Origin of the sequence: Pseudomonas yangonensis (assembly GCF_009932725.1) — a bacterium.
Classification (GTDB): domain Bacteria; phylum Pseudomonadota; class Gammaproteobacteria; order Pseudomonadales; family Pseudomonadaceae; genus Aquipseudomonas; species Aquipseudomonas yangonensis.
Genome location: NZ_BLJU01000016.1, coordinates 143,638 through 157,072, shown reverse-complemented (window position 1 = coordinate 157,072; position 13,435 = coordinate 143,638). Strand labels below are relative to the sequence as shown.

Below are 13,435 nucleotides of genomic sequence, written 5' to 3'. Positions count from 1 at the left end.
TCTCCTGGGCACCAAATTTCAAAAAACCGAGTCAGATGACTCGGTTTTTTATTGCCCGCAAAAAAACGTTGGAGCGAGCTCTGCTCGCGAACTCTTGCCAGACCGTAGGGCGGACCCAGGAGCGCCAGCGAACAGTCCGCCAGCGCTCCGCCAGGCAACTAAAATCTCAGAATCGGCGTACTGCCTTCGGCGAGTACGCCCTACGATCCTCTTGCAAAAGCTACGCGAGCAGAGCTCGCTCCTACACAGCCCTCTCAGACCTTGAACTGCCCCAGACTGGCCTTGAGCTGCGCCGCCAGCTCATCCAGCGCCCGCGCATTGCCGGCAATCGCCGCCACGGCCTCGGCTGCATGCTGCGCCTCGGCGTGAATGATCTCCACACGCCCGCGCACCGCTCCAGCACCCTCGGCCTGATGGGCTGCGGCCTGAGTCGCCGCATTGATGGCGCCATGCACCTCATCCACTGACTGCTGCACCGACTGCTGCAGGCGCGCACTGTCACGCAGAACCTGCAGACCCTCGCTTCCTTGCGCTCCAGCCTGAGCGATTGCCGCCACAGCCTCCTGCGCGCCACGCTGCAGGGCCGCGATATGGGTCTGGATATCGCCAGTGGACTGCTGCGTTTTGCTTGCCAACGCCCGCACCTCGTCGGCCACCACGGCGAAGCCCCGCCCGCTCTCGCCAGCGCGCGCCGCCTCGATGGCGGCATTGAGCGCCAGCAGGTTGGTCTGCTCGGCAATCGACTGGATCACCGTCAGCACCACCTCGATCTGTTCACTCTGCTTGGCCAACCGCTCGATCACCGCCGAACCGTCCGCGACACGCGCGACCAGCCCCTCGATGAGGGCGGACAGGCGCTGCGCGATAGCGGCATTCTCGTGCGCCGCCTGACGAATGGTATCGACGCGCTGCAGCGCGTCCTGCATGGACTGACTTTCCGCCTGCGCCTCGTCAGCCATCTGCTCCAGCGCCTGCAGGCTTCCAGCCACCTCGTCGCGCTGACGTCCGGCCGCCGCTTCGGCCGCCACCCCGCGCTGAGTCAGGCTGCGGATCTGCTCACCGGTACGCAGCGCCACTTCGCCCGACTCGCGCACGATGGGTTGCAGCTTGGCGATGAAGCGGTTGACTGCATCGGCCATCTCGCCCACTTCATCCTGACTGTCGATACTCACGCGCCGCGTCAGATCCCCCTCGCCGGCTGCCAGATCATTGAGCGCCGCGCTGAGCAGACGCACCCGGCTCAATACCCGCCAGCCCAGCACCAGCGCCACCACCAGCATCGCCAGCGCACCGACCAGCAGCAACCCAAGGGCAATGTTCCAGCGCAGCGAGTCTGCCGCCGCGCGCACCGACTCGCCGCCGTTGCGCGCCATCTCCTGGGTATAGCGCTCGGCCGACTGCAAACGCGCACGCAACGCCGCGGTCGCCTCCTCGGAAGCACCCGCCAGGCTGCTGTCGACCAACTCGCCGGCGCCATTGACCAACGCCGCGAAACGCCCGTCCAGGGCAGCAACCTCGCGCTCGACCACATCCAGCGAAAGCCCCATCTGTACCTTGCCGATCGGCGCGCCCATCGGGCTGATGTCTGCCTCGACCACATACACACGCGGGTCACGGGAAGCGGCATCCACCAGCTTGTCCAGCGGCGAATCGCCCTGCCCCGCCGCAACCAGGTCGCGCACCTGTGCGTTGCTGCGATTGAAATTGCGCGTCAGGCGCTTGCCTTCGGCGTCATAGATGATGGCGAAAAGCACCGCCGGATCCTGCTGGGCAATGCGCGTCAGCGCGGTGAGCGCCGGAATGTCCAGATCCCAGATGGACTTGGGCGCCACGCCGGCGAGCAACTGTGCTAGGGCCTGGCCGGACTGCTTGAGATTGCCCTCCAGCACCACGCGCAGTTGCGCCTGCTCATCCTTCAGTTGGCCGGAAAGGCCTTCACCCAGGCGCGTACGCGTACTGCTCGCGAGCGCCGCAAGCCCCTGGCTCATCTCGCGCTCGGCCATGCCCAACTCTTCGCCCAGGCGGCGACTTTCACCGCCCAGGCGCTGAGCCAGGTCCTCGACCATGCCATCGACCGATGCACGCATCAGCCACACCGCCAGCCCCACCTGCACCAACATGGCCAGGCCAAGCGCGACGAACACCGGGCGCAGCAAGCGGCTGCGCAACATGGAAACGATGGCAAACACTGGGAACACTCCTCAACGACCGTAACAGCTATAACGGCGACTTCCGGGATTTATTGAGTGCAAGCAAGGCGCATGCCCAAGCTCGAACCAAAACAGCGATCAACCAACGAACGATCCGGCATTATGGCTGCAATTGCAGTCAATAGCGCCTGGCGTGAGCAAGAAAGCCAAGCCACAAAAAAGCCGCCCGAAGGCGGCTCATCTGCGGCTCGAGAGCATCTCGATCAGGCAAACGGATGACGCAGCACGATGGTCTCGTTGCGGTCCGGGCCGGTGGAGATGATGTCGATCGGCGCACCGACCAGCTCTTCCACGCGCTTGATGTAGGCGCGAGCGGCGGCTGGCAGATCTTCCAGGGTCTTGGCACCCAGGGTGGATTCGCTCCAGCCCGGCATCTCCTCGTAAACCGGCTGCAGGCCGATGTAACTGTCGGCATCGGTCGGCGCATCGACCAGTACCTGGCCGTTGGCGTCCTTGTAACCGGTGCAGATGCGAATGGTTTCCAGGCCGTCGAGCACGTCCAGCTTGGTCAGGCACAGGCCGGAGATGCTGTTGATCTCGATGGCGCGACGCAGGATCACGGCATCGAACCAGCCGCAACGACGGGCACGACCGGTGGTGGCACCGAACTCGTGACCACGCTTGGCCAGGAAGGCACCGACATCATCGAACAGCTCGGTCGGGAACGGGCCGGAACCGACGCGAGTGGTGTAGGCCTTGGTGATGCCGAGGATGTAGTCCAGATACAGCGGACCGAAGCCGGAGCCGGTGGCAATGCCGCCAGCGGTGGTGTTGGAGCTGGTGACGTAGGGGTAGGTACCGTGGTCGATGTCCAGCAGCGAACCTTGGGCGCCTTCGAACATGATGTCCTTGCCCGCCTTGCGCAGGTCGTGCAGTACGGCAGTGACGTCAGCCATCATCGGCTTGAGCAGCTCGGCGTACTCCATGCACTCGTCCAGAGTCTTCTGGAAGTCGATGGCCGGCTCTTTATAGAAGTTGACCAGCTGGAAGTTGTGGTAATCCAGCAGCTCACCCAGCTTGGCGGCGAAACGCTCGCGGTGGAACAGGTCACCGACGCGCAGGCCGCGACGCGCGACCTTGTCTTCGTAGGCCGGGCCGATACCACGACCGGTGGTTCCGATCTTGGCGTCGCCGCGGGCCTTCTCGCGCGCCTGGTCCAGCGCCACGTGGTAGGACAGGATCAACGGGCAGGCCGGGCTGATGCGCAGGCGTTCGCGCACCGGCACACCCTTCTCTTCCAGCTTGGTGATTTCGCGCATCAGGGCATCGGGCGCGACGACCACGCCGTTGCCGATCAGGCAGTCGACGCCTTCACGCAGGATGCCGGACGGAATCAGGTGCAGGACGGTTTTTTCACCGTCGATCACCAGAGTATGGCCGGCGTTGTGGCCACCCTGATAACGCACGACTGCAGCGGCCTGCTCGGTGAGCAGGTCGACGATCTTGCCCTTGCCCTCATCACCCCACTGGGTGCCCAGGACGACGACATTCTTACCCATGATACTTGTCCTCTTCGCGCAAGCTTGGATGCCGGCCGCGGGCCGGCGAAAGTGAATTCAGGGCGCCAGGGGCGCCACCTGCCAACGTCCATCGCGCAGCGTCAGCAGGCGGTCACAGCCTGCTTCGCGCGCATCCGCCTCGCTCTGCCCGGGCAGCGCCTGCACCACGCGCTCACCCTCACCACGCAGACGACGAACGGCCTGCCACAGATAGAGGTCATGATTATCCGGCGCCCAAACGCCGCTGACGGACTCATCCAGACGCATATCCCCCAGGGTCACCAGGGTCTTCAGGTCAGTGGAGAAGCCGGTCGCCGGACGAGCCCGACCGAACACCGCGCCGGTATCGTCGTAACGGCCGCCCTGAGCGATGGCACCGCCTTCGCCCGGCACGAACGCCGCGAACACCACGCCGGTGTGATAGTTGTAGCCGCGCAGCTCGCCCAGGTCGAAATACAGCGGCAACTCGGGATAACGCAGCTCCAGCGCATCGGCGATGGCCACCAGCTCATCGAGCGCAGCATGCACCGCATCCGGCGCCTCGACCAAGGCCGCCTGGGCCAGGTCCAGCACTTCACGCCCGCCGCACAGCTCGGCCAGCGAACGCAGCATGTTGCCCAGACCTGCCGGCAAGGCCGCGGTCAGGGTCTCGATTTCGTCCATGGCCTTGCGCTGCAGCGCATCGAACAGCTGCTGCTCGGCCTCGCCGGACAGCCCGGCGGCACGCGCCAGGCCGCGATAGATACCGACGTGACCGAGATCCATGTGCACATCCGGCACCGCAGCGAGTTCGAGGGTCTCGACCAGCAGGCTGATCACCTCGATATCGCTGGCCGGGCTGGCATCACCATAGAGTTCGGCGCCCAGCTGGATGGGGCTGCGCGAGGTGGTCAGCGCGCGCGGCTTGGCGTGCAGCACGCTGCCGGCGTAGCACAGACGGCTCGGACCTTCACGGCGCAGGGTGTGGGCATCGATACGCGCCACCTGCGGGGTGATGTCGGCACGAAAGCCCATCTGCCGACCGGACAGCGGATCGGTGACCTTGAAGGTGCGCAGGTCGAGATCCTGGCCGGCGCCAGTCAACAGGGATTCCAGGTACTCGATATGCGGGGTGACGACGAATTCGTAACCCCAACGCTGGAACAGATCCAGCACCTGGCGGCGTGCCGCCTCGATGCGCGCCGCTTCCGGCGGCAGTACTTCTTCGATGCCATCTGGCAGCAGCCAGCGGTCTACCGTTGCCATTTCGCCATTCCCCTCTCGATCCGGGCGGCACAAGCCTTCAGTGAAGCAGATATAGAAGAGCAGTCCCCAGCAGCATGCTGGCCAGCCCCATAAGACGCAGTCGACGGTCGGGCAGACGCGCAGCCTGCAATACCGCCCCGCGCCAATGGCGCGGATAGAGGAAGGGCAGGATGCCTTCCAGCACCAATACCAGACACAATGCGATGCCGAGTTCCTGCCACATGATTCCCACAGACGCAAAAAAGCCGGGATTTTCCCGGCTGCCGCATCATACCACGTTTTCCCCTGAGGTCACCCTGGCGACGCATCGCGCCGCCAGGGTTGCCGATCAAGGCTTGGCTTTTTCCAGGTAGCGGAAGAAATCGCTACTCGGGTCCAGCACCAGCACATCACGCTTGTCAGCGAAGCTTTCACGATACGCCTGCAGGCTGCGGTAGAAGGAGTAGAACTCCTGATCCTGGCCGTAGGCACGGGCGTAGATGGCGGCTGCCTGGGCGTCACCGTCACCGCGCAGCTCTTCCGCTTCACGGTAGGCTTCGGCCAGCAGCACACGGCGCTGACGGTCGGCATCGGCGCGAATACCCTCGGCCAGCTCCCGACCCTTGGCGCGGTGCTCACGGGCCTCACGCTCACGCTCGGTGCTCATCCGCTCGAACACGCTGCGGTTCACTTCACGCGGCAGATCGATAGCCTTGACCCGCACATCGACCACTTCGATGCCCAGCTCACGCTCGGCAGCGCGATTGAGCGTCGCGGTCACGTCGGCCATCAGCGCATCACGCTCACCGGATACGGATTCATGCAGGGTGCGCTTACCGAACTGGTCACGCAGCGACGCCTCCAGACGACGCGCCAGACGCTCGTCGGCAACCTGCTTCATGCCGGAGGTAGCCTGATAGAAACGCTCGGCATCCTTCACCCGCCATTTGGCGTAGGCGTCGACCATCAGCGCCTTCTTCTCCAGGGTCAGGAAGCGCGAGGAGGTCGAATCCAGGGTCAGCAGGCGACCATCGAAGATGCGCACCTGGTTGACGTAGGGAATCTTCACATGCAGGCCGGGCTGCACATCAGGCTCAACCACTCGCCCGAACTGCAACAGCACCGCACGCTCGGTTTGCGCCACGATATAGAAGCTATTCCATGCCACCAGGGCCAGAACCACGGCCACGATCAGGCCGATCAGGGACTTGTTGCTCATCAACGGCCCTCCCGGGTACGCAGGTTACGCTGCGACAGATCGCTGCTCAGCGGCACGGCCGGATCACGCGTCGTCGAATTGCTGCTATTGGCCGAACTTGAGGAAGAGGAACCACCACGGCTGTCGATCATCTTGTCCAGCGGCAGATAGAGCAGGTTGTTCTGCCCCTTGTCGCCAGTGACCAGAACCTTGCTGGTGTTGCTCATCATTTCCTGCATGGTGTCCAGATACAGACGTTCGCGAGTGACTTCCGGTGCCTTGCGGTACTCGGCAACCAGCTTGGTGAAGCGGTCGGCCTCACCCTGAGCGCGGGCGATGACTTCGTCACGGTAACCGTTGGCCTCTTCCAGCAGACGCTGGGCCTGACCACGGGCCTCCGGAATCACGCCGTTGGCGTAGGACTCGGCCTGGTTCTTCTCGCGCTGCTCGTCTTCACGGGCACGGATCACGTCATCGAAGGCTTCCTGAACTTCACGCGGCGCCGCAGCGCTCTGGATGTTCACCTGAGTGATGGTGATACCGGTGCGGTAGTTGTCGAGGAAACGCTGCAGACGCTCACGCACTTCGCTGGCCATCAGCTCACGACCTTCGGTCAGCACCTGATCCATCTCGGTGGAGCCCACGACATGGCGCACGGCACTGTCGGTGGCGTGCTGCAGGCTGACTTCCGGCTGGTCGACGTTGAGCACGAAGTCCTGCAGATTGCTCACGCGGTACTGCACGGTCAACGGCACTTCGATGATGTTCTCGTCTTCGGTCAGCATGGCGCCCTGCTTGCTGTAGGCGCGCTCACGGGTGACGTTTTCCTGGAACTTGCGATCGATCGGCGGGAAGTAGATGTTCAGACCCGGCCCGACGGTCTCGTGGTATTTACCGAAGCGCAGCACCACGGCCTGCTCCTGTTCATCGACCACGTAGATCGCGCTGTAGAGCCAGATCACCGCCAGCAGGCCGAGGCCTACGAACAGCAGACCGAAGCCACCGCCGCCACCGCTGCGCCCGGAATCGTCGTCACCACGTTTCTTGCCGCCACCGAAAAGCCCGTTCAGGCTTTCTTGCAACTTGCGGAACGCTTCGTCGAGATCCGGCGGGCCCTGCCGGCCACCGCCTTTGCGGCCGCCCCAAGGGTCTTGATTGTTCGAGTTGCCACCCGGCTCATTCCAAGCCATAGCGTTCTCCGTACTGATAAAGCGAAGGCGCGCCCGCGGCGCGCCGGCCAATGCTACCCAAAGCCCCAGGGTGACGGCAAAGCCGCCACTGCAGGCTTTATTGCAAAGTATGTTGCTCGATGAAAGCTTGAGGCTCCAACCCCTCTCGACTCACCAGGCGATTGAGCTCGACTCTTGGCAAACGCACCGAAAGCAAACTGTGCCCCTGCTCGTCATGCTCTTCGCTCTGCACTGCCCCCAAGGCGAAAAACTGCGCACGCAGCCTGCCCAGTCGTTGCGGCAACTGCAGCGTGGCGACGAACAAGTCCTCGCCCAACAGCTCTGCCACGGCCTGCCGCAACAGCTCCAGACCACGCCCCTCGCGCGCCGACAACCAGACACGAACCGGTTTGCCATCACCGTCGCGCTGGATCTGCGGCTCGACACCATCCAACAAATCCAGCTTGTTGTATACCTCGAGCATCGGCAACTCGTTCGCGCCGATCTCCTTGAGCACTTCCTGAACCTGCTCGATCTGCGCCATGCGCTCGGGCTCATGGGCATCGATCACGTGCAGCAGCAAGTCGGAGTTGCTCGACTCTTCCAGCGTAGCGCGGAAGGCCTCGACCAGCTTGTGCGGCAAGTGGCGAATGAACCCCACGGTATCGGCCAGAACGATCGGACCGAGGTCATCGAGCTCGAGGCGGCGCAAGGTCGGGTCGAGCGTGGCGAACAGTTGATCGGCCGCGTAAACCTCGGAGGTGGTCAGGGCGTTGAACAGGGTGGACTTGCCGGCGTTGGTGTAGCCCACCAGGGAGACCGACGGAATGTCCGCACGCTTGCGCCCGCGACGCGCCTGCTCACGCTGGCTGCGCACCTTCTCCAGCTTCTGCTTGATCTGTCGGATACGCACGCGCAACAGACGGCGGTCGGTTTCCAGCTGGGTTTCACCCGGCCCGCGCAGGCCGATACCGCCCTTCTGCCGCTCGAGGTGGGTCCAGCCTCGCACCAGACGCGTACTCATGTGATCGAGCTGAGCCAGCTCGACCTGTAGCTTGCCTTCATGGGTACGCGCGCGCTGGGCGAAGATATCGAGAATCAGCCCGGTGCGATCGAGCACGCGGCACTCGAAGGCGCGCTCGAGGTTGCGCTCCTGACTGGGTGTCAGGGTGTGATTGAAGATAACCAGATCGGCCTCGACGGCCTTGACCTGATCGCGCAACTCCTCGACCTTGCCGCTGCCGATCAGAAACTTGGCAGTCAGGCGGCTGCTGGGCACGCTAAAGAAAGCGGCCATGTCGGCACCCGCCGACATGGCCAGTTCCTGGAACTCCTGGGGATCTTCGCTCGCCTCGGAGTCTTGGCCTTCCAGATGAACCAGGATGGCCCGCTCACCGCCCTCATGACGCTCGAAGAACAATGAAACCCCCTATCAGGCGTTACCCGGCTCGCTATCACCCTGCTCGGAGTCGCCAGCGCTCGGCAGGCGCACCGGACGGCTGGGTACGACGGTGGAAATGGCGTGTTTGTAGACCATCTGGCTGACAGTGTTCTTCAGCAGGATGACGAACTGGTCGAAGGATTCGATCTGGCCCTGCAGTTTGATGCCGTTGACCAGATAGATGGAAACAGGGACGCGTTCCTTACGCAGGGTATTCAGGTAAGGGTCTTGTAGCGAATGCCCTTTTGACATGTGCCGCACTCCTTTCGAGGATCAATTTTCAATAATTTTAGTAAGTAAACAATGGCTTCAGACCGCCCCACCCCAAGGATAGACGGCCAGCGGCAAGGTCTCATTTCAATATGGAGACGCTTTCCAGGTATTTCAAGGCGCGAGACAGATTGTCGCAGGCCAGACTATCCAGCCAGTGTAAACCGTCCCAGCCACGTAGCCAGGTAAATTGCCGCTTGGCCAACTGCCGAGTAGCGACGATGCCACGCTCGACCATCTCGTCTCGCGACAGCTCGCCTTCGAGGTATTCCCAGACCTGGCGATAACCTACCGCTCGTATAGACGGCAATCCCGCGTGCAAGTCACTTCGGCAACGCAGGGCTTCGACCTCTTCCACGAACCCCTGTTCCAGCATCGCCCGAAATCGTTGAGCGATGCGGTCATGCAAAACCTGACGCTGCGCTGGTGCGATAGCAAGCTGAGCGACAGTATAGGGTAATTGCCCACCGCCCGATGTGCCCGCCTCGGGATTTCCTGCAGCCTGGCGCCGCCGATGCTCGGTCATGCTCAGGCCACTCACGCGATAGACCTCCAGCGCCCGGGTCAGACGCTGCGGGTCGTTGGGATGAATGCGCGCTGCGGATTCCGGATCGACCGCTGCCAGTTCGCGGTGCAGCACCTCCCAACCTTCGGCCAGCGCGCGCGCCTCCAGTTCGGCGCGTATCGCGGGATCGGCGCTGGGCATATCGGCCAACCCTTCCAGCAGCGCCTTGTAATAGAGCATGGTGCCGCCCACCAGCAGCGGAATACGGCCACGTGCCGCGCTCTCGGCCATGGCCGCCAGCGCATCGGCGCGAAACTCCGCCGCCGAATAGCTCTCGGCCGGGTCATGGATGTCGATCAGGGCGTGGGGAAACTCATCGAGAATGGCCCGCCCGGGCTTGGCCGTGCCGATATCCATGCCGCGATAGATCAACGCCGAATCCACGCTGATCAGGTCGCACGGCAGCAGGCGCGCCAGCTCCAGGGCCAGATCGGTCTTGCCGGCGGCGGTCGGGCCCATCAGGAAGATTGCAGGAGGAAGCGAAGACATCGATATGGCTCGAACACGGAAACGGGGAGCCCCAGCCTCGGGGCCTCACTCAATTACTGGCCGCGCATGAACAGCTTGTCGAGCTGATCCATGCTCAGTTGCGTCCAGGTGGGCCGACCATGGTTGCACTGACCGCTGCGTTCGGTCTGCTCCATGTCACGCAGCAGGCCGTTCATCTCGGGAATGGTCAGACGCCGGTTGGCTCGCACTGCACCGTGACAGGCCATGGTCGCCAGCAGCTCGTTGAGGTGCGCCTGGATGCGGTCACTGGTGCCGTACTCGAGCAGATCGGCCAGCACGTCACGCACCAGCTGGGTGGCTTCGGCCTGTTTCAGCAAAGCCGGAATCTGACGGATTGCCACGATTTCCTCGCCCAGGCGCTGCAACTCGAAGCCCAGGCGCTGAAACCATTCGCCATGTTCCTCGGCGCAATCCGCCTCGCGCTGGCTCAGAGCGATGGACTCCGGCACCAGCAATGGCTGACCGCGCAGCCCCTCGCTGGCCATGGCCTGCTTGAGACGCTCATAGGTGATGCGCTCATGGGCCGCGTGCATGTCCACCACCACCATACCCTGAGCATTCTCTGCGAGGATGTAGACCCCCTTGAGCTGCGCCACGGCGTAACCAAGCGGCGGAATGTCGCCCTGCCCCTGCGGCATGGGTTGAATCTGAGCAGCCGGCAGCGGCGAGAAATACTCGCGATATGCGGCCTGCGCTTCGGCGGCCGGCACGCCGGGATTGCTGACCGGTTGCTGATAGCCAGCCCCGGCGCCACGCCAGGCTGGCTGCGGGTTGGCCACGGGGGTTTCGAGCACGCTGGCGGCCAGGCCCATTTCCGCCTGCGGGCCGAACTCGCCGGCGGCCAGGCCCGTCGGGCGGATCACGGGCGAAACGGAAGCCGGCGCGGCGACCTGATCTTCCGGGCGCACATCAGCCAGCGCTCGATGCAGCGTGCCATAGAGGAAGTCATGGACCATACGCCCATCACGGAAGCGGACTTCGTGCTTGGTCGGATGGACATTGACGTCCACCGTTGCCGGATCGATCTCCAGAAACAGCACGAAGGTCGGATGGCGACCATTGAACAGCACGTCGCGATAGGCCTGACGCACCGCGTGGGCGACCAGCTTGTCGCGCACCATGCGGCCGTTGACATAGAAGTACTGCAGGTCCGCCTGACTGCGCGAGAAGGTAGGCAAGCCGACCCAGCCCCACAACCGCAGGCCGCCGCGCTCGATCTCGATCGGCAGCGCCTGCTCCAGAAACGCCGGGCCGCAAACCGAGGCGACGCGGCGTGCGCGACTGATGTCGTCACCTGCCTCGTGCAGGCTGAGCACAGTCTTGCCGTTGTGACGCAAGTGGAAGCCGACATCGAAACGCGCCAGCGCCAGGCGCTTGATCACCTCCTGCAGGTGATCGAACTCGGTTTTCTCGGCCCGCAGAAACTTGCGCCGCGCCGGAGTATTGAAAAACAGGTCACGCACTTCCACCGAGGTGCCCACCGGATGCGCGGCAGGTTGCACGCGCGGCTCCATGTCCCGCCCTTCGGTTTCCACCTGCCAGGCCTGGTCGGCATCGGCCGTGCGTGAGGTGAGCGTCAGGCGCGATACCGAGCTGATCGACGCCAGCGCCTCGCCACGAAAGCCCATGCTGAGCACGGCTTCCAGATCTTCCAGTTCACGAATCTTGCTGGTGGCATGACGCGCCAGAGCCAGCGGCAGGTCATCGGCGGCAATGCCACCGCCATCATCACGCACCTTGAGGAGTTTGATGCCGCCCTGCTCGACTTCGACATCGATGCGCCGGGCACCGGAGTCCAGGCTGTTTTCCAGCAGCTCCTTGGCTACCGAAGCCGGGCGCTCGACCACCTCGCCCGCAGCGATCTGGTTGGCCAGGCGCGGGCTGAGCAAATGAATACGGGACATGACACTCACTACTGGGCAGCCAGGGACGTGGCGGGTATCTGCAATGTCTGGCCGACCTTGATCACGTCGCCATTGAGCTTGTTGGCGCTGCGCAGGGCAGCCAGGCTGATCTGATAGCGCTGCGCGATCAGCGCCAGGCTTTCGCCACGGGCAACCACGTGTTCACGCGGGCCGGCGGCGATCTTGCCTTCGTCACGCAGCCAGGCGACGTAGGTGCCGGGCGGCGGGTTTTCGTGGAAAAACTGCTTGACCCCCGAAGTGATCGAGCGCGCCAGCGCCTGCTGATGGCTGGCTGTGTGCAGCTTCTTCGCCTCGTTGGGATTGGAGATGAAGCCGGTTTCCACCAGGATCGACGGGATATCCGGAGACTTGAGCACCATAAAGCCTGCCTGCTCAACGCGGCGCTTGTGCAGCGGAGTGATGCTGCCCATGTTCGACAGTACCTTCTGTCCCACATTGAGGCTGGAGGACAGCGAGGCGGTCATCGACAGGTCCAGCAACACGCCGGCGAGCATCTTGTCCTTGTCGTCGAGGCTGACGTTGCCGGCACCACCAATCAGGTCCGACTGGTTCTCGGCATCGGCCAACCAGCGGGCGGTCTCGGAAGTCGCACCGCGTTCGGACAAGGCATAGACCGAGGCACCGAACGCCGAGGAGCGCGGTGCAGCGTCGGCATGAATGGACACGAACAGATCGGCGCCCTTCTTGCGCGCGATCTCGGTCCGCTTGCGCAACGGAATGAAGTAATCGCCGGTACGCACCAGCTCGCCACGAAAGCCTTTCTCGGCGTTGATCTGCCGCTGCAGTTCCTTGGCGATGGCCAGGGTCACGTGTTTTTCGTATTGCCCCTTGACCGGCGAAAGCGCCCCCGGATCCTCACCACCATGACCGGCATCGATGGCCACGACGATGTCACGCTTGCCATTAGGCACGGGCGTCAGCTTGGGCGGAGCCTGGGTTGGCGTGACCGGGACGGGCGGCGCGCTGGCGGCAACGCTCGGCGCCTGGGTGGCAGGCGGCGCACTGCCCTGATCGAACAGATCGACCACCAGACGATGGCCATACTGCTGGTTCGGCGCCAGGGTGAAGCTCTTCGGCGAAACCGGTGCCGACAGATCGATGACCACGCGCAGCTCTTCTGCGCTGCGCTGCGCCGAGCGCACGCCGGTAATCGGCGTATTGGCGAGTGAAAGCTGATCGAGACTGGTGGCCAGTTTGGCCCCCGTGACGTCGATGACGATGCGATCAGGTGCAGCCAGGGTGAACACACTGTGCTGCACCGGGCCGGACAGGTCGAAGACCAGGCGGGTATTATCCGGGGCACGCCACAGGCGCACGCTGCGCACATCGGAAGCGGCCAGCGCCTCGGCAGCCAGGGACGCCAACAATACCCCCACAGCGGTAACCAGCGCGCCTATGCGCATAACCAACCCCATCACGTCTTA

General features: G+C 63.7%; 12 protein-coding genes and 1 pseudogene. 1 reads left to right on the top strand and 12 read right to left on the bottom strand.

The features are described from left to right. Positions 1–254: 254 nt before the first annotated feature. Both GYB81_RS25270 and GYB81_RS25265 read right to left on the bottom strand, forming a co-directional pair. Positions 255–1,139 carry a methyl-accepting chemotaxis protein gene (locus GYB81_RS25270; protein ID WP_438810717.1) on the bottom strand — a complete coding sequence of 295 codons (885 nt, stop codon included), beginning with the start codon at positions 1,137–1,139 and terminating at the stop codon, positions 255–257. Next, a pseudogene (locus GYB81_RS25265) lies at positions 1,113–1,280 on the bottom strand (HAMP domain-containing protein); the annotation flags it as partial. The pseudogene GYB81_RS25265 and the gene GYB81_RS25270, both read right to left, overlap by 27 nt. Positions 1,281–2,261: 981 nt before the next feature. On the opposite strand from GYB81_RS25265, the gene GYB81_RS17320 reads away from it, so the two are divergent. Continuing rightward, positions 2,262–2,429, top strand: coding sequence for a hypothetical protein (locus tag GYB81_RS17320; RefSeq protein WP_161864735.1), 168 nt, complete (start codon positions 2,262–2,264; stop codon positions 2,427–2,429). On the opposite strand, the gene GYB81_RS17315 is transcribed toward GYB81_RS17320, so the two are convergent. The 10 genes from GYB81_RS17315 to GYB81_RS17270 all read right to left on the bottom strand — a co-directional run bounded on the left by GYB81_RS17315 (position 2,414) and on the right by GYB81_RS17270 (position 13,426). Continuing rightward, positions 2,414–3,709, bottom strand: coding sequence for an adenylosuccinate synthase (locus GYB81_RS17315; RefSeq protein ID WP_161864734.1), 1,296 nt, complete (start codon positions 3,707–3,709; stop codon positions 2,414–2,416). The two genes, GYB81_RS17320 and GYB81_RS17315, sit on opposite strands and share 16 nt — an antisense overlap. A gap of 57 nt (positions 3,710–3,766) precedes the next feature. Continuing rightward, a complete protein-coding gene (locus GYB81_RS17310; protein ID WP_161864733.1) occupies positions 3,767–4,954 on the bottom strand; it encodes an ATP phosphoribosyltransferase regulatory subunit in 1,188 nt (395 codons plus the stop codon). 37 nt (positions 4,955–4,991) lie between these two features. Then, positions 4,992–5,177, bottom strand: coding sequence for a DUF2065 domain-containing protein (locus GYB81_RS17305; RefSeq protein ID WP_013713860.1), 186 nt, complete (start codon positions 5,175–5,177; stop codon positions 4,992–4,994). 105 nt (positions 5,178–5,282) lie between these two features. Continuing rightward, positions 5,283–6,152: a protease modulator HflC gene (hflC, locus tag GYB81_RS17300; protein WP_161864732.1), complete on the bottom strand. Its 870-nt coding sequence runs from the start codon at positions 6,150–6,152 to the stop codon at positions 5,283–5,285. Continuing rightward, positions 6,152–7,321 carry an FtsH protease activity modulator HflK gene (gene hflK, locus GYB81_RS17295; RefSeq protein ID WP_161864731.1) on the bottom strand — a complete coding sequence of 390 codons (1,170 nt, stop codon included), beginning with the start codon at positions 7,319–7,321 and terminating at the stop codon, positions 6,152–6,154. The genes hflC and hflK overlap by 1 nt, the downstream gene beginning before the upstream one ends. 97 nt (positions 7,322–7,418) lie before the next feature. After that, positions 7,419–8,720 (bottom strand): ribosome rescue GTPase HflX, encoded by a 1,302-nt coding sequence (gene hflX, locus GYB81_RS17290; RefSeq protein ID WP_161864730.1) that lies wholly within the window; start codon positions 8,718–8,720, stop codon positions 7,419–7,421. Between the two features lie 12 nt (positions 8,721–8,732). After that, positions 8,733–8,993, bottom strand: a complete 261-nt coding sequence (gene hfq, locus GYB81_RS17285) for an RNA chaperone Hfq (RefSeq protein ID WP_024306757.1) — start codon at positions 8,991–8,993, stop codon at positions 8,733–8,735. Positions 8,994–9,093: 100 nt separating this feature from the next. Beyond that, positions 9,094–10,065, bottom strand: coding sequence for a tRNA (adenosine(37)-N6)-dimethylallyltransferase MiaA (gene miaA / locus GYB81_RS17280; RefSeq protein WP_161864729.1), 972 nt, complete (start codon positions 10,063–10,065; stop codon positions 9,094–9,096). 53 nt (positions 10,066–10,118) lie between these two features. Then, positions 10,119–11,999: a DNA mismatch repair endonuclease MutL gene (mutL, locus tag GYB81_RS17275; RefSeq protein WP_161864728.1), complete on the bottom strand. Its 1,881-nt coding sequence runs from the start codon at positions 11,997–11,999 to the stop codon at positions 10,119–10,121. Then, on the bottom strand, positions 11,999–13,426 hold the full coding sequence (locus GYB81_RS17270) for an N-acetylmuramoyl-L-alanine amidase (protein WP_218573846.1): 1,428 nt from the start codon (positions 13,424–13,426) through the stop codon (positions 11,999–12,001). The genes mutL and GYB81_RS17270 overlap by 1 nt, the downstream gene beginning before the upstream one ends. Between the last annotated feature and the right edge of the window lie 9 nt (positions 13,427–13,435).

Coding starts and splice junctions, on each gene's coding strand:
- GYB81_RS25270 (WP_438810717.1), bottom strand. CDS start 1,139: ATGGCCGATGCAGTCAACCGCTTCATCGCCAAGCTGCAACCCATCGTG.
- GYB81_RS17305 (WP_013713860.1), bottom strand. CDS start 5,177: ATGTGGCAGGAACTCGGCATCGCATTGTGTCTGGTATTGGTGCTGGAA.
- GYB81_RS17270 (WP_218573846.1), bottom strand. CDS start 13,426: ATGGGGTTGGTTATGCGCATAGGCGCGCTGGTTACCGCTGTGGGGGTA.
- hflC (WP_161864732.1), bottom strand. CDS start 6,152: ATGAGCAACAAGTCCCTGATCGGCCTGATCGTGGCCGTGGTTCTGGCC.
- hflK (WP_161864731.1), bottom strand. CDS start 7,321: ATGGCTTGGAATGAGCCGGGTGGCAACTCGAACAATCAAGACCCTTGG.
- miaA (WP_161864729.1), bottom strand. CDS start 10,065: ATGTCTTCGCTTCCTCCTGCAATCTTCCTGATGGGCCCGACCGCCGCC.
- GYB81_RS17315 (WP_161864734.1), bottom strand. CDS start 3,709: ATGGGTAAGAATGTCGTCGTCCTGGGCACCCAGTGGGGTGATGAGGGC.
- GYB81_RS17310 (WP_161864733.1), bottom strand. CDS start 4,954: ATGGCAACGGTAGACCGCTGGCTGCTGCCAGATGGCATCGAAGAAGTA.
- hfq (WP_024306757.1), bottom strand. CDS start 8,993: ATGTCAAAAGGGCATTCGCTACAAGACCCTTACCTGAATACCCTGCGT.
- GYB81_RS17320 (WP_161864735.1), top strand. CDS start 2,262: ATGCCCAAGCTCGAACCAAAACAGCGATCAACCAACGAACGATCCGGC.